Annotated in this window: 14 protein-coding genes, 1 tRNA gene and 1 pseudogene; 5 read left to right on the top strand and 11 right to left on the bottom strand. The window is 36.8% G+C overall.

Going from position 1 to position 16,395, the window contains the following annotated elements; genetic code table 11:
* Positions 1-2: 2 nt before the first annotated feature.
* Positions 3-2,660 carry a cation-translocating P-type ATPase gene (locus tag ACTFWY_RS12130; protein ID WP_311828254.1) on the bottom strand — a complete coding sequence of 886 codons (2,658 nt, stop codon included), beginning with the start codon at positions 2,658-2,660 and terminating at the stop codon, positions 3-5.
* Between the two features lie 348 nt (positions 2,661-3,008).
* Between ACTFWY_RS12130 and ACTFWY_RS12125 the strand changes: the two genes are divergently transcribed.
* On the top strand, positions 3,009-3,743 hold the full coding sequence (locus ACTFWY_RS12125; protein WP_195957014.1) for an NADPH-dependent oxidoreductase: 735 nt from the start codon (positions 3,009-3,011) through the stop codon (positions 3,741-3,743).
* 777 nt (positions 3,744-4,520) lie between these two features.
* On the opposite strand, the gene ACTFWY_RS12120 is transcribed toward ACTFWY_RS12125, so the two are convergent.
* Both ACTFWY_RS12120 and ACTFWY_RS12115 read right to left on the bottom strand, forming a co-directional pair.
* Positions 4,521-4,594: transfer RNA gene (locus ACTFWY_RS12120), tRNA-Ile, on the bottom strand.
* A gap of 265 nt (positions 4,595-4,859) precedes the next feature.
* Positions 4,860-5,111 (bottom strand): hypothetical protein, encoded by a 252-nt coding sequence (locus tag ACTFWY_RS12115; RefSeq protein ID WP_113849468.1) that lies wholly within the window; start codon positions 5,109-5,111, stop codon positions 4,860-4,862.
* A gap of 288 nt (positions 5,112-5,399) precedes the next feature.
* Between ACTFWY_RS12115 and ACTFWY_RS12110 the strand changes: the two genes are divergently transcribed.
* From ACTFWY_RS12110 to ACTFWY_RS12095, 4 genes are all read left to right on the top strand, one after another.
* Complete coding sequence (locus ACTFWY_RS12110) at positions 5,400-5,909, top strand: Panacea domain-containing protein (protein WP_113849467.1); 510 nt, start codon at positions 5,400-5,402, stop codon at positions 5,907-5,909.
* Between the two features lie 640 nt (positions 5,910-6,549).
* Positions 6,550-6,732 carry a hypothetical protein gene (locus ACTFWY_RS12105; protein ID WP_137264353.1) on the top strand — a complete coding sequence of 61 codons (183 nt, stop codon included), beginning with the start codon at positions 6,550-6,552 and terminating at the stop codon, positions 6,730-6,732.
* Positions 6,733-6,749: 17 nt separating this feature from the next.
* Positions 6,750-7,307: a GNAT family N-acetyltransferase gene (locus ACTFWY_RS12100; protein WP_137264352.1), complete on the top strand. Its 558-nt coding sequence runs from the start codon at positions 6,750-6,752 to the stop codon at positions 7,305-7,307.
* Positions 7,308-7,591: 284 nt separating this feature from the next.
* Positions 7,592-7,957: a transcriptional regulator, BlaI/MecI/CopY family protein gene (locus tag ACTFWY_RS12095; RefSeq protein WP_113849466.1), complete on the top strand. Its 366-nt coding sequence runs from the start codon at positions 7,592-7,594 to the stop codon at positions 7,955-7,957.
* Positions 7,958-8,066: 109 nt separating this feature from the next.
* On the opposite strand, the gene ACTFWY_RS12090 is transcribed toward ACTFWY_RS12095, so the two are convergent.
* From ACTFWY_RS12090 to ACTFWY_RS12055, 8 genes and pseudogenes are all read right to left on the bottom strand, one after another.
* On the bottom strand, positions 8,067-8,777 hold the full coding sequence (locus ACTFWY_RS12090) for an NlpC/P60 family protein (protein ID WP_205223751.1): 711 nt from the start codon (positions 8,775-8,777) through the stop codon (positions 8,067-8,069).
* Positions 8,774-9,088 (bottom strand): phage holin, encoded by a 315-nt coding sequence (locus tag ACTFWY_RS12085; protein ID WP_171917417.1) that lies wholly within the window; start codon positions 9,086-9,088, stop codon positions 8,774-8,776. Before ACTFWY_RS12085 ends, ACTFWY_RS12090 begins: the two co-directional genes overlap by 4 nt.
* Positions 9,081-9,311 (bottom strand): hypothetical protein, encoded by a 231-nt coding sequence (locus tag ACTFWY_RS12080; RefSeq protein ID WP_113849465.1) that lies wholly within the window; start codon positions 9,309-9,311, stop codon positions 9,081-9,083. Before ACTFWY_RS12080 ends, ACTFWY_RS12085 begins: the two co-directional genes overlap by 8 nt.
* Before the next feature lie 33 nt (positions 9,312-9,344).
* Positions 9,345-9,620, bottom strand: coding sequence for a hypothetical protein (locus tag ACTFWY_RS12075; RefSeq protein WP_171917418.1), 276 nt, complete (start codon positions 9,618-9,620; stop codon positions 9,345-9,347).
* Positions 9,621-9,655: 35 nt separating this feature from the next.
* Positions 9,656-10,066 carry a DUF1617 family protein gene (locus ACTFWY_RS12070; RefSeq protein ID WP_311828221.1) on the bottom strand — a complete coding sequence of 137 codons (411 nt, stop codon included), beginning with the start codon at positions 10,064-10,066 and terminating at the stop codon, positions 9,656-9,658.
* 14 nt (positions 10,067-10,080) lie between these two features.
* The gene (locus ACTFWY_RS12065; protein ID WP_439939953.1) at positions 10,081-13,896 is read right to left on the bottom strand and encodes a phage tail spike protein; all 3,816 of its coding nucleotides are present in this window, start codon (positions 13,894-13,896) and stop codon (positions 10,081-10,083) included.
* Positions 13,893-14,612, bottom strand: a complete 720-nt coding sequence (locus ACTFWY_RS12060; RefSeq protein ID WP_123836385.1) for a hypothetical protein — start codon at positions 14,610-14,612, stop codon at positions 13,893-13,895. The genes ACTFWY_RS12065 and ACTFWY_RS12060 overlap by 4 nt, the downstream gene beginning before the upstream one ends.
* A pseudogene (locus ACTFWY_RS12055) lies at positions 14,609-16,395 on the bottom strand (phage tail tape measure protein); the annotation flags it as partial. The gene ACTFWY_RS12060 and the pseudogene ACTFWY_RS12055, both read right to left, overlap by 4 nt.

Genomic DNA, 16,395 nt, shown 5'->3' with positions numbered 1-16,395 from the left:
TATCATGAGTTCGTGTTGTTCCCTCGAGATTGTACCGCTAAAATAATCAGTTTTGTGATTTCCATCATCAAGACAGCACCAGCTGCCATAGCTATGCTTAACCCAACATGGTTCATTGTAAAGGTTTCTGGAATCGCAAAGACTTCCCGAATTCCAGGTAGCAATGTCACACTATAAAGCAGACCACAAACCACGATCGCCAGCCAAACCATTTTATTCGCAAACAATCCAGCTTGCCAAGCAGTCTCTGTATTGGAACGAGCAGGCAATGTTTGTAATGTACGGCTCCAGATCAAAGTTGAGAATGCCATTGCAACACCTAACTCCGGCGATTGATTCATCCCGATCCATTGCGCTATAATCACCACTGCCGCAATCAAGATCCCACGATAAGTAACTGAGATCAGCGTTTTACCAGAAAAGATGCCAGCATCAGGATTTCTAGGTTCTCTTTGCATGATAGTTGGTTCCGCTTTTTCCATCCCTAAAGCGATAGCAGGAAGCGAATCATTCACTAAGTTGATAAACAGCAATTGCAAGGCTGTAAATGGATTGTCCCAGCCCATTACTAAAGCAAACACAATGGCGATAATCGCGCCGAGGTTACCAGCAAAAAGATAAGAAATCGCCTTTTTGATATTATCAAACACATTGCGGCCAACTTCTACCGCTCGAATAATTGAAGCAAAGTTGTCATCTGTCAAGACCATTGCTGCTGCATCTTTTGCAACGTCCGTTCCGGTCCCCATCGCAATCCCGATATCCGCTTGCTTCAATGCTGGTGCATCATTTACGCCATCACCGGTCATAGCAGAGATTTTCCCTTTATCTTGCCATGCTCGCACAATGCGGATTTTATTCTCAGGAGAGACGCGGGCGTAGACAGTGATTTTCTCCAATTGATTCGTCAGTTCTTCTTCCGACAGTGCATCAAGCTCTGTACCGGTCAATGCTAAGTCACCTTCTTGCGCAATCCCGATCTCCTGAGCAATGGCCACAGCCGTCGTTTTGTGGTCACCAGTGATCATCACTGTTTTGATGCCAGCCGATTTCGCGTCTGCCACGGCTTGCTTGACTTCCTTCCGAGGGGGATCAATCATCGCCATCAAACCAACAAAGATCAACTCTTCTTCGAGACCTAAATGCAGTTCTTCGTCTTCAGACACTGTCAGCGGACGATAAGCAAAAGCCAAAACCCGCAGCGCGCGTTTAGAGAATTCTTCATTTTGATGCTGCAACTGATGTTTGATTTCCTCAGTCAGTGGAACGATTTCGTCATTGATAAGAACCTTTGTACTTCTTCCGATCACAATATCCGGTCCCCCTTTTGTCAAAAGGAGTTGTTCCGAATCAATGGTATGCAATGTGGACATCAGTTTCCGATCGGAATCAAAAGGCAATTCTTGTAATCGCGGGTATTGTTGACGAATCTCACGATACGGTTGATTCAATTTTTCTGTATAATCAAGAAAGGCAATCTCTGTGGGATCTCCTAGTTTAGCTCCTTCGGGACTGATTGCCGCATCATTTGCAAGCACACTGATCTCGATCAAGCGACGTTCAGGCAATGTCCATTCAGAAGGATTCTCAGAAAATTCACCCATCTGTCCATTTGGCAAATAAAAATCAACGACCGTCATTTTATTTTGGGTCAATGTTCCTGTTTTATCTGTACAAACGATACTAGTAGATCCTAGTGTTTCAACTGCCGGCAACTTACGAATGATCGCATGTTGACGAGCCATTTGTTTGGTACCGATCGATAAAACAATCGTAACGATCGATTGGAGTGCTTCAGGAATAGCAGCCACCGCAACAGCGACTGCAAACATAAAAGCGTTGACTAGATCGGCGGTCATATCGCCAGACCCATCACCTAAAAATAGCCGAGCAACTTGGACACCTAAAATAATCAAGGAAAGAACGAGGATCGCCAAGCTCAATTTTTTGCTGAAGCGATCCAGCCCGCGTTGTAATGGCGTCTTGTGTTCCACTGTGTTTTCTAATAAACCAGCGACTTGCCCGATTTCTGTCACATTTCCTGTGGCAGTCACAATGAAACGTCCACGGCCGTAAGTCACGATCGTTCCACTAAAGACCATGTTATCGCGGTCTCCAATAGGCGCTGTGCGGTCAATAACCCCAAGTTCTTTTTCAGCAGGTGTCGATTCACCGGTCAGCATTCCTTCATCGACTTTCAATGCCCCTTCTTCAATCAGACGGCCATCAGCAGGTACATAGTCCCCTGCTTCTAGAATAACGATATCACCCACTACCAATTCTTTTGCCGGTACCGTTTGTTCCTTTCCATCTCGGATGACATTTGCATTGGGTGCCGAGAGGCTTTTCAATGCATCTAACGATCCTTCTGCTTTTTTCGTTTGGATGACACTAACAACCGAATTCAGTAGCAAAACAGCAAAAATGACAATCGATTCAACATGGGCGCCCATGATCATCTGAACGATAGCCACGATCAGCAAAACGATCACCATCGCATCTTTGAAGGTTTCTAAAAAGAGTATCAAACTTGATTTTTTGGGAGCTTCTTTCAGCTGATTCAAGCCATTTTCTAAGCGCTTTGCCGCTTCTTGCTGGGACAATCCAGATGGACTGCTGTTTACCTCGTTCATAACCTCTGTGATTTCTTTTTGATACATTTCTTTTGCCAATGATTTCTCTCCTTCATAGTTGCTATCCCTTGCATGAGTCCTTTTTTAGAAAAAAAGAGACCTAAGACAAGTGGATGCTTGTCTTAGGTCTCACCATTTCATATAATACCAGAAAACTGTCGCCAGTTTACTTACTGTTGATATTATCGCAGCCGAAGCCACTGGTTACTCCCCTAAGGGTTTATCAGAATGTAGAATCATCATAACGAAATTTTTTGAAGATAGCAACCTTTATGCACAAATTTGTCTTTTCTCAGATATATTTTTTTGAAAAAAGCTTCTTTTTTCTGTTACACTAATCTACAGCGTAACAAGCGTGACAGAGGAGGAACAATAATGGAAACCATTGATTTTTTTACAAGTCACACATCGGTTAGAGACTTCCAAAAAAAGTCTTTATCAGCAGAAATGAAGCAACAACTTGTCAAAGTAGCACAAAGCGGTTCAAGTTCAAATTTCGTTCAAGCCTATTCAATCATCGAGATCAAAGATCCTAAAAGATTGGCAGAAATCGAGAAAATCGCCGGTGCTCCCCACTATATCACACAGACGGGTGTCTTTTATCTGTTCGTAGCAGATTTATATAAACACCATCAATTGTTGCAGCAAGCAAATTTGCCTAGTGATGGGTTGTCGAATATGGAAGCCCTCTTGGTTTCGGTTGTAGATACCACCATCGCCGCTCAAAATATGGCAGCCTTTGCAGAAACCCAAGGTCTGGGAATCTGTTACATTGGCGGAATCCGGAATGACTTGTTCCGTATCGCTGAACTCACGGAGCTGCCCCCGTATACACTGCCATTGTTTGGGTTGACTATCGGTTATCCCGCAACGAAAAATGAGCCGAAAGTTCGCTTACCGCAATCCGCTGTGTTAAGTGTCGACCACTATCAGCCCCTGACCGAAGACCTCGTTGCTCGCTACAATGAAACTACCGCGGACTACTATGCCCATCGGAGAAGCAATCAACAAAAAACGGATTGGCAAACCAAAATGACTGGCTTTTTCCAAGAACCTCGCCGTCCGGACGTAGAAAAATTTTTGAAAAGGCAAGGCTTTTTGACACAGTAAGTACGAAAACAAGCACCTGCTCCTTGTTATCGGTCGCTAGACTATCTCCATCAAAAAAACACCTCATGAAGAAGTTCTTCATGAGGTGTTTCGAGTTGTTTTATTTTGCCAAACGGTAGATAGCAAAACTATATAAACGTTAATAAATCAACGATTAAACCCAAAAATATTATTTTATCACACCAAAATCACACTAAATTTCCTGGACAAAATGCTTTTCATTTTTATGGATTGAAACAAACTATTTTTACCTTTACATCAATTGTGAATATTTAATAAAATAAAAGAAAAAATGAATTGAGGGATAAAAGTGAAAAAAATTAGTCGCTGGATTATTACTTTCAGTTTTATTTCTGAGCGCTTGTACTAACTCCGACTCAGCAGAAGAATCTAGAAATTACAGTGAGACAAATTCAATAGTGAAAAAAACTGACAATGAGGAACGATCCGAGGCTTCAATAATTGCAGAGAATGTTCTGAAAAAACACTATAAGATAGATAATTTGGAAGTTAATTTTATTAATGATACATTTAAAGTGTACCGTATGCCGTATGATAAAAACTCCGATACTGGTAAAGAGTACAAAAATGTTTATAGTGCAATCGGTAATTTTACTTATCAAGACAAAATTTATGATTTTGATATGCTCTATTCACTCACAGACAAAGATAGTTATGAAGTTTTGTATTTCTATCCCCTTTAGATGATTCTAAAAATACTATTAATAGACCACTAGAAAGTGATAAATAAAAACTCTAACTGAGCAAGAGTTTTTATGTACCTTGTAGGATTCGAACCTACGACCGGACGGTTATGAGCCGTCTGCTCTGACCAACTGAGCTAAAGGTACGAAACAACCCACTCAGAAGAGTGGGCTTCCCTGAAAGGAGATTAATGAAAAAATCTCAGCTGAGTATATTTTAAAACGTGAAATTATATTTTTCAATATCAGTTTTTTTAAAATATACGTTTTTTTATAGCTTTTAAAGAAACAATAATACCCACTCGTAGAGTGGGTAAACAGAGAGTTAATCAGAAAGGACTGGTACATAAATTTTAACTCGCACGTTTTATTCTTTCAATACATATTCGTATTAAAAATAACATGTTTTTTATTACATGTATTGTTCTACGTGTTCAATCTCTTTTTGGAGTTCTTTCTCATCATACTTTTCATACTTACCTGCTTCGTGCGCAATCTTTTTGATCTCATGCATTGCTTTTTTCTCTACAATCCATTTCTTCATACTATGTTTCTTCGCATCATCATTTAGAGAATCTAGTTCCTCTAAATCGCGGTCTAACTTGTTCAATACTTCTCCAATTTTGACCAATGCTTTTGCTTCTTTTTCTTCATAGTTTGACATAATTGACACACTCCTTAAGTATTTGGTAACTAAAGTGTACTCCCGATGCTTTTTATTTGCAAATGAAATACTAGCACTTGTGAGGGTTTTCTTATGATGATTTTTACTGTATTTATGTCATGTTAGATAAATAAAAATGCCCACTCAGAAGTAGGATGGGGTGGAATTATTTTCTAGAAAGATTTACAAATATATTTTTTGTATAACTTGCGTATTTTAATTTACTATTAGTCATATGATATATATAATAAAGGTGTGGAACACTTGTGAAACAAAGGAGGAATTGAAATGTCAAAAGTTATGGATGTTGCAAGCTTTCTTTTGCTGTCTTACAAACAAATTTACGGACATGACTTTGGCGATAGTGAATTAAAATTACAAAAATTAATGTATCTCGTTCAAAGACAACATTTAGCACTACAAAACGAGCCCCTTTTTGAAGAAAGTTTTAAAGGATGGATTTTAGGTCCTGTGCTTCCGGAGTTACGAAAATGTTTTCAACATAATACCATTCCAAATGAAATTCAGGGCGAATTGACAGTTGAGGAAAAATTCATTATCGAAAGTGTAATCTACGAATTCGGCAATATGACTGCTCGATCATTGGTAGATTTAACGCATGAGGAAACCTCTTGGAAAAATTCGAGGCAAGGTCTAGACGAAAATGAAAATGGCAATGTTGATATATCTATTGATGATATAAAGTTTGATGCAGCTAACATTAGAGTATACGATTATAACTATGATATGTATTTAGATGAATTTGATGAAATTCCTCACGAAAGGATTTTAACATAGGTGCGACGTCACGAAATTCCAGTAGGGACTATTTGTGCAAGCATGTTAAATATAGGCAATAAAAGTTGTATTAGACCTATTTTAGTTATAGGGAAAGAAGATATAGATGGTAAATGTGACTATACTTGTTTACCTATTTCAAGAGTAACTTGTTCAAATCGAATCAATCCAAATTACGATGTCGAAATAACTACTCATAACCATCCTAGACTAAACATGCAATATCCTAAACAATACATCAGAACTCACAAAGTGATGACATTGAATAGTTCAACTATGTACTGTAGTGCACCAGTTCATTTAGATTTAGAATATCCAGATACCTATAATCGTGTAATTGATTGCTATTTAACTTTTATCAATACTCTATTTTAAAATTATGTACAAGCCCGCCGAAGCGGGCTATTTGTTTATAAAAAATACCCACTCCAAAGAGTGGGCTTCCTTGAAAGGAGATTAATGAAAAAATTGTTTATTGGGTAATTAGATTTTAAAATACAAAATGAATTTTTTCAATATCGATCTTATCAAAAATCAGCGTTTTCAGTAAAATCAACAAGTAGTCTTTAGGCGATGAAAAATTATTGATTATTTTTTTTACCGATGATATTCTTAATACAATAGAAAGGGGAGAAATAATATGGCCAATACATCTATCAAATGTACAGAAATGGTTTTTACTGACTCTAAAAGCTATAACCGATTTATGGATAGTATTTTTGGCAAAGATAAACAATTTACAAATGAAAATGCAAAAAAAACAGCAAAAAGAGTGAATGCTATTAAAACACTCAATATCGATGGAAAATCTTACAAAATCTAAGAGGTTACTAAAATCATATGTTTATTGATAATGAAGTACAAATTAAGAAGCTTTCAAACATTGATGACGAAGAAAAAGCCTTAGTACAGGCTTTTTCTTGTGGAAAACCTCATATTGATGATTACTTGAAAAATGATGCTCTAGAAGATTTACTATTTGGCATTACAAAAACTTTTCTATTTTTTATGGAAATTAAAGGTAACAAACAATTAGTGGGGTATTTCACCTTAACAACTGATAGAGTTCTGGTTACTAATAAGTCAAACATACATAAAAATTTAAAAAAATGGGATAATCCTGTAAAACGACAGTCTATACCAGGGATTCAAATTCATCATTTTGCTGTAAAAAAAGAATTGCAAAAACAGAATTATGGTATCAATTTAATGTTTTATATTTTTTCGTTTATAAAATATACAATTTTGCCTCATGTTGGCTCATGCTTAATCACAGTTCAAAGTGAAAAAGATGTCCAGAATTTCTATAAAAAAATAGGATTTGAAAAAACTGGTGAAACTAGAGATTGTAACATTAGTATGGCCTACACAACTAATCAGCTTTTTATCGAAGATTAAAAGATATTCCCTTGAATATCTTTTTTTATTATGTACAAGCCCGCCGAAGCGGGCTATTTGTTTATAAAAAATACCCACTCTTCGGAGTGGGCGATTTTGAAAGAAGAATAAATGAACACTTTTTAGATACTCATATTTTAAAACACAAAATAAGTTTTTTCAATAGAAACTGGAATCGTTTTCTATAATTTTTTAATTTTTATTGAAAGGGAATTCATAGAATCAGCTATTAGGTGTATAATAAAAAATATTTTAAATCAATAAAAAGCTAAAGGTGGAATAGTATGTTAGAGTTAACAAAGTCAGAATATCAAATTTTAACTTATTTATTCAAGTTTGATCAGGCATTAACTAAGACAGAATTAGTAGAAAGAGTACCTGATTTAAACAGCAATACTACTGCTCTTGCGCTTGCCGGCTTATTAAAAAAAGGCTATTTAGAAGTAAATAAAGTAAAATACTCTCGCACTGTTTTAGCTAGAGCTTATGTACCTAGTTTTTCTATTGTTGAGTTTTTAAAAGAGCATTATGGAGAAAAAGCGATACAAAAATTGATCGCTTATACGATAAACTCGATAGAAGACAATGCGCGTTTAGATCAATTTCTACAGCTTATAAAAGAAAGAAAAAGGATTGTTAAAACCTATTAATTCTAACACAAATAAACTGTCTGAGTCATTTTAGAAAAAGTTATAAGTAAAAAGAACCACACCCTTTAAAAGAGTGTGGTTCTTTCATGTGGAAAAGTAAAAAAATATTTTAGTAAAATCTTCCCCAACAGTCAATACGTCTTCCGTTTTTACTTCTTCCAGTCGCCATATAGCCATAACCATTTCCACGTTTTTGACGAATCCACACGTAACCATTCGGATCGATTTTATACGCATCGTAAATGATCACAGAACCAGCGCCTATTATCGCAATTTCTCGATCACTCGTTGATGGACCTTTTCGAAGTTTGATTGCTGCATTCAATTTAAAATGCCCCTTTTCCGCAATCCATCCTCCTGTGGCTTGCTTAGAGCTGGTTGTTGCGGCAACGTAACGCAAATAACAATTCCACGGATAGTTGTAATAGGAGCGGACATTGGTTTCCCATCCTGTCTGATCCCCACCGCGACCACCTGTGATTCGACCTCTCTCATCAATCGATGCTTGCGCCAATTTTCCACCGCCAATATACACTGCCACATGGTTTACATCGTTTAACAAGATATCTCCTGCTTGAGGTCGACCATTGTTTGCTATAACTTTCCAGCCACGTTTTGTCAGATTAGAGCGCATATTGCCGGTATATGTAGCTGATCCAGTGTCAAAGCCTGCTTCTTTCAACGCATGAATCACTAATGCAGAACAATCCGTTTCTCCACCATCTCGGAAATCTTGCCGATTGCTTTGGTCGTAGCCAAGGCTAACTGTTTGGCACCAATAGTTCATGCGTTCAATAAATTTTTTTATGCTTCCTCTCATTTTTTATCTCTCCGTTCTGTAAACTCCTGTCCATCTCCGGAATCAATAATGTCTTTTTTGGGTTTATCATAGGTCATTGCCTGATCACTATCTGACAAACCTTCTGTAGTAGGATCTTTAACAACACCAATCAATGCCAATAACAAAAAGATAGTATTAATAATTTGAGTTAATTGCTCATTTAAAACAGTGTAGTCCCACTGAATACCGAAAATTGACAAGATTTGTTGTAGTAATAAAAAAATCAGTCCTAAAAGACTGATCACAAATACTTTACTCTGAATTCTTACTTTCCAATTAATCTTATTCATGTTTTCTTCCTCCAATACTTTTAAAAATCGTTTTATTTTGTTCTTCTAATCGCGTAATTCGAATCTCATGATTATTCAATCGATTTACCGCATCTTTCAATTCCTGTAGGCTTTCCTCTAATTTTGAAAATACATGATGAAACTTCATCAAAGCAAAGAGAATACTTCCGATTAATCCTACTATGGCAATAAACTCGGTAATCGACAAACCAAATAAACGCATAGAATTCACCTCTTCTATAAAAAAGAACTCAGTCTATTGACTAAGTTCATCTGATTCTTCCACTTTTTCTTTTGTTAATTCTGTAGCTAATTGATCTTCTACTTCGTATACTTTATCTTGGAAAGCTTGAATATCTTTTCGACATTGTGTACGATTTTCACGATACTTTTTAGCATCTTGGATAGTTTGCGAAATATTCGTATTCCCCATACTTTCTGTAGAAACACTTGCAGAAAGATATACTACTGTTTTTTCATCAATGATTGATTGTCCAGATAAAGTAACTGATTTTGTTACTTCTAATGCCATGATACATCCCTCCAAATTTTTATAAAAAATGATGATTACTTAATATCTTCCTTTTCAAACTCATCTAATAAACGATCGTAGATCTCGGCATCTTTTCCAGATATCATTCCATCATACTCCTCTAAAATGCGTGGAATTTCATCAAAATTTCGGGCATACAGCCCTCCCTCAATCACAACTTCTTCATTAAGTAATATCGCTTGTTCCTTATTAAATATAGCTACATCTTTTATGTCTTGTTCTTTGCTATCTTTGAGTTGACCGTTTTCATCAAGCAAATTGAATTTTTCCATCAAAGACTTCTCCTCGTCAGAAAGTTCTATGAGCGCTTCTCGAATACGTTTTATCAACTTTGTTCGGTGTCGGCTATCTTTTGTAGATAATTCGATAGATTCCAAAAAGTTGATTGCTGGTACTAACTCATTATTCTTCAATGTAATTTTCATTCTCCTATCTCCTTTTATAATTTTACTGTTTTAAAAGACGCTACCGTTCCACTACCTTGACCAGAGGTACGAATAGAAGTTGGCAGTTGTAATGTGCCCAATCCTTTTAATGCACGAACAATATTTCTTATATCTTCCACAGGTAATACAACATTATTATGCAGAAGATACAAATAACCACTACCAAACATTACACCACTTTTTCCGCTATCGTTTAATAGAGCAGAATAAAAGGTATTATTATAATTCACTACACCAAATCGTAAAAACTCTCTTGCACTAGGAATTCCTGGCTTAACTTTGATCATATGAACATCTGCATCCATATGAATTCCTGCTTTTCCTGAAAATTTTCCACGAGGATCAAGCATTAACATAGAAGTAAATGCACTATCATTTTGAGCTTTTCGATAAGACCATGAGATATAATCCCCCTCGTGATCTAAGTTCATTGCAATCCCACGGATAGTTTCATTTCCTATTTTTGAATTTTCACCTATTCTTCCTATTTTTCTTGTTCCATGCCAAAATTCCATTCCTTCACTGGTTAACTTCCCACTTAATTGATTTTTATTGAAGAAACTTAGGGTGTAAGGATCTATCTTTAAATTCTGGCTATAATTATTAAAACCAACTTGAATCGCATTGACTGCTAATTTATCTGCAGTAATTGATCGAGCTTGAATCCGTTGTGCAGAAAGATAGCCCGTTGTAATTTTTGCAGCATCGACAAACGCAATTTTTGCATCAGTAATTGCTGCGTTCGCAATTCTAGCTGTCGATACTGAAAGATCCGCAATTTGAGCGGTTTTGATCACTCCATTATCAATTGATGTCTGACCTGTAATGTGAATCTTATTACCAGCAATCAATATTGATTCATTAGATATATTGATTTGATTAACAACATCATTTTTAGAAACTTTTAAATTAATTGTATCTGATAGTTGGGTAATCTGTGATGAAGTAATATTTGTATTTGCCTCATAAATATATAACTGACGAATCTTAATCGTAGTTGCTGGTGGCAGCCAAAATGACAAGCCAGTCCATCTTGTCAATTTAATTGTTCCATATATCCATCCAGGATTAGTATTAGGAAGAGAGAACGTAAAATTTTCTCCATCACTCGTTCCTACCTCTATGGGTTTCCTCCCAGAGTTAACCCCCACATTTACATACATTTTAATATTGTACGTTTTCCCAATTTCTAAGGAAAGTGGTGGTGATCCCCAGTAAGCTCTGTTTCTTGTTGCTCCTCCGTTATTATTAATAGTCATTCCTTGACTATCATAAACTATGTGAATTCCTGTTCCTTCAACAGCTGGCTTTGGATCTTGTTTTTTGAAGTTTGGATTAGGAAATTTGTTTGTAATATCCGTAATATTTCCTTGAATTTCTGTAACTGTCTGTCTAATAACATTGGCAGTAGTTTCAAGCTGCGTAGCTTTTGTCAGTGCTGAGTTTGCTGTAGTCTGAACACTTGAAATAGTTGTCTTTAAGCCGCTCACTGTTGTTTCAGTTTGAGTAGCTTTTGAGAGAGCTGAGTCTGCAGTCGTTTTTACAGAAGTTACTGTAGTTTTGACGCCGTCTACTGTTGTTTCAATCTCGTTAACTTTTGTTGTTTGAGCCTTATCCTCAGGTGCTGGAGACCAGTCAGTCAACTGATTTCCTTCTTCAATCTGAGCACGCCACACGGTAAAATCCAGGCTGTCAGCATTCGTGGATCGATATAGTACAAATTGCATTGCTGCTAAATTCTCAAGGTGTTTAGCTACCAGTGAAATACGTTTAGATTGACCTGGTTCAACATAATCAGTCTTACCTAAATTATTACTAAACCTAATACGTTTGTCTCCATTGTTCTTAACATATATAGAGTGAACATAGCTCGTATTGTTTTTAACATAAGTAATAATATTTCCGGGAAGAGTACCACAAATTGTACCAGTACCGCCCGTAACAACATGCCTAACTGCATTTTTTGCATTCCATTCAGGAACTTGAACTATTGAATGAGTAATTGAAGCACCTTGATATGGTCTAAATTTTGGAGATTCAGATTCACTAACCCAGTTTCTACCACCAACTTGAAAATTGTTTTGCCATTGTTCGACACTTGCCAAAGTCTGGGTTACACCATCAACTGTTGTTTGTAGAACGTTAGCTTTACTTAACGCACTATTAGCTGTCGTTTGCATAGTAGCAAGAGTCTGCTTTTGCCCATCTACTGTGATTTCTAACTCGTTGAGTTTCTTTGTTGTACTTGTTGATGTAGTCTCAACTGTCGTGATCCTTCCTTTTAAACCATCAACTGACTTTTCTATTGAAACAGTCTTGCCCTCTACGGATCGTACCTTACTATATGCTTCACTTGCTTTAAAACTGATTGTACTGATATCCCGATTCATCGCAGAAATATCAGAGACAAGATGGTTAACATTGATTTGAATATTATTTGCTTTCTCAACAGCTCGTTTTGTATCACTTTCTACCTCACTCACTTTATTAGCGATTTCATCAAACTTCGCTGTAGACATAATGAATGTCCAAACAGTTCCATCCCAAATATAAAATTCAATATCCTCACCACTTGGTTTGTACCACATATCCCCGACACGTGTTGCTGTTGGTTCTCCTTCACCATTTTTACCAAAGAGACCATGGAAAATCATGTTCTTTCCATTCGCAGCAGTAATTGCTGAATCCATTTGATTTCCTATTTCTTTGATCGATGTTTGAGTGTCATTTATGATCGATGATAAAGTAGTACGTTTTTCACCGATTTCTATTTCATCATAGGCATCACGCAACACATTCCACTTTGTTTTGATCACTTTAGCAGTCGTGTCTACACCTAACTTTTCATAATATACTCGAACATCATCGCATAGCTCGACAGTCTCCAATGTAGCAATATCAGCATAATCAGCGGTCTGTGCCAAATCCAAAAAAGACACCTTAATTGATGTCTTTGGAATACCAATATCATTATCTTTGATATAATCCTGAGCCAATTGTTTTAGTTTTACCTTGGTTGGAACTTCATCATGTTCAAATTTATTACTAAAATCAACTGGCAACACATTACGGTTTGGGTATTCATTAATATTCTCGCAATCAACTACATATCCATCAATAGTAACTATTTGTTCATTTTCATCGTCATCCGTATAAATAGCATACGGATAAATTGTTGTATAAGTCGTCATGATATTACGTTCCTGTTCAAAATCCGTAATATTACGACCGTATGCTAGAATAGTGTTGGCGGTAGTTCCACGCTTCTTTAACAAACTAATGTGATAGTTGTCAAAACGATATTCACCGCCCCAAACATCTAAGATAGAACCTTCCACGCCACCTAATGCTTGTCGAGGATTTTCCACTTTGTCGATTCGCCAATTCGTTTTGTTGCTTGTATCAATATCCGAGTCCACAATAAATGGATTGTTGTCTAAAATTGCTAACTTCCAAGCATTTAAAGCTGCACTTGCGTTTCCACTGATAAATACTTCTGGCTTCATTGGTAATTCTTGACTCAAGTAGCTAACGTGTTCTGCGTAGATTTTAGCTTGTCCGTCATGATTTGGTACAATCCGTTTGATTCTGAACCGTTGATCAGTTAGCGTTGGACTTGAGTCAGCTTTGATAATTCGATTCTCTTGCAACAACGGATAGATTTCATCATCAACTAACACTTTAGCTTCAAAAATAAAGGTACCATTTCTTTCTTCTGTGACAAAAGCTTCTGTTGCTGTTTTGATTGGACCTAAACCCAAACTAAAAAAATCTATTTCGTTTGCCTCATACAAAATTGGATAGGTCACACAATCACCTCCCAGCGAGGAACAATTTTCATCTCAGTTACTGATCCAGTAGTCAGCACATTATTAAGGCCAGGATTGATCCCCGGCAAAGGATAAGTAGTGATCTTGTTCCACTGTGGACGAGTACCATCAAGAGACTTCACTTGATCGTACAATACATCAATAACCACTCCGCTATCGACATCCTTTAGATTGTATGTTGATTTGCCAATTTGTAACGTAATATTGCCGGTCCCTTTGATTGTGATTTTAGGTCGTGAAATCCGATTAGTAGGGTTAGTAATCGATGTTGCCAAGACTTCTTCAGTTAGTCCTGTTTTGAGGAATTTGTATGGCTTAACGTTAAACGTTAGTATAGTTTTCCCATATCCAACAATATTCGCTTCTACCTCATATTCAGCTGTATAAATTGCTTGATAAATATATTCCTTGTCTCCGCTAAAGAATAGCTCTTTCCACCCCACATTATTTTTAAGCCAATTAGATATATCTGTTGCTCGTTGCTGCTGAGATACTTCCGTAGGCATCAAGTATGCCGGAAAACTTTTCGGCACATTTTTCAGCTTACCATCTGTCAAAAACGGCTCACCATCTTGGCCACTTACTTCGACAAATTCACCTTTGACCTCAGGAGAGGCAAAAGAGATTTCTGTATCGATATACAAATCAAAATCACTTGACTTCTGATTGTCAATTTCAAAATATCCATAGGTCATTCTAATGCTCCTCTCCCTTCGATTTGAGTTAATAAAGCCAATTCTTGCGCAGTTCGCCGAATATCATTTTTAGTATCCCAGTTTTGTGGATACACATTTATTTCTGGCGTCAAACGACTGATTGCGTTCAACATTTGACGCATCAATTGCACTAAATCGCTATTATCAACAGTAATTGTTTGTGTGCTTTCACTATTGCGAACAGACTGCAAATTGCGAATCAATGTAGCATCTCTAGGAACTCCAACACCATTTTTATACTGTGGAATCATTTGTTTTGTTTGTCTTGCGGTGTATACTTTTGTTCCTCTTTTCGCATTAGGAATAATGACATTCCGACCTTCTGGAATATACGCATTGCCGTCTGGTTCAACAATTAGTTCTTTGTAGAGCGGACCTTTTTGGTCATTGACCATCATGTGTCCACCTTTGTGGAAATTTGTTCCTGTGGCATGTCCAGAGATCTTTTCAGTGATCCATTGTGTCACATTTTTAACAATACTTGTCAATGTGACGGTATGGTCTCTTTGTTGCCTAAAAGCTCGAACACCCTCTGTCGCTCGTGAAGCGGGACCACTCGCATTATCCGTTGCCTTTAAATATTTTCGTGCTGGATTATTTCGCGAATAGATATTCAACGCACTTCCACCTGTTTTGGTTGCGCTGCTAACACTAGATGAATTCCCCAATAATTTTTTCATGGCTGGGTTATTTCTATTAAACATATTTAAAGAGTTTTGACCACTAGCAGAAGCACTATTTACTCCACTTGCATCACCAAGTAATTGTTTAAGTTTCGGTTCAATTTTTTGGTAATCAGCCAGCGATAATGTACCATCCTCAATTTTTGCTTTTAAGTCAACATTATCCCCAAGCATATGTTTTACGTTGTCCGGCAACGCTGACCACGCACTATATGATTCTTGAGAAGAAAATACTTTTGTCATTAAGTCGGAATTGTCTGCTAAAATTTTCTTTTCCGCTTCAGGTAGCGCCGTCCATTGGTTCCAACTTGATTCAGAGGTAAGTATCTTATTGAGAAAATCAGTATTATCAGCTAACAACTTTTTATCGCTGTTCGGTAGTTGATTCCATCGATTAAACGAATCTTCGGATTCATAAATCTTAGTCAAGAAATCGTAGTTATCAGCATATAGCTCTTTTGTTTCGTCTGGTAAGTCATTCCAATTTTTCAACTTGTCTTCTGACTCGCTCAGAGTAGTAAGAAATTTATAGTTCTTAGCATCTAAATCCTTTATCTCAGGTTGATAATCATCCCACAACCCTAAATTCAACATAGTTTCAGCCATTGTTTCTGGAGTATTTGAATATAACAACGCGGTTTTGGCATCAATGCTTAACTCATTCCATTTACCTGAATCATCCAATGCCTTATACATTGTTTGGCTAAATTCATCTTCCAAAATAGCTTGTTTATCTTCCCAAGCCATCCCATCCCAGTATCCATTGACAATCGCAGCTTCCCCAATTACTTTTTTAGCATTTGAATCCAAATCTGCATCGTGAACAACTAATTTTAAATCATTCCATGTTTTTGAATCCTTGGTTGCTTCAATGACTGTTTCACGAACATTGGATTTTAATTCACTTGTTTTTTCATCAAAGACTAAGTCATTCCATGTCTGTGCTGCTTTCTTGCCTGATGCACTTACTTCAGAAGCAGTCCAAGCCATCTTCTCAGCATTTGCCTCAGCATTCTTTGCCAATTCAGATGATAATGTTCTTGCGTTCTCAACAATACGTTTATTGCTTTCAATTAATG

The sequence above is a fragment of the Enterococcus sp. 125944 genome (assembly GCF_051909435.1).
Classification (GTDB): Bacteria; Bacillota; Bacilli; order Lactobacillales; family Enterococcaceae; genus Enterococcus_D; species Enterococcus_D gallinarum.
Note: the sequence above shows the minus strand (reverse complement) of the source record. Positions and strands in the feature narration are given on the sequence as shown.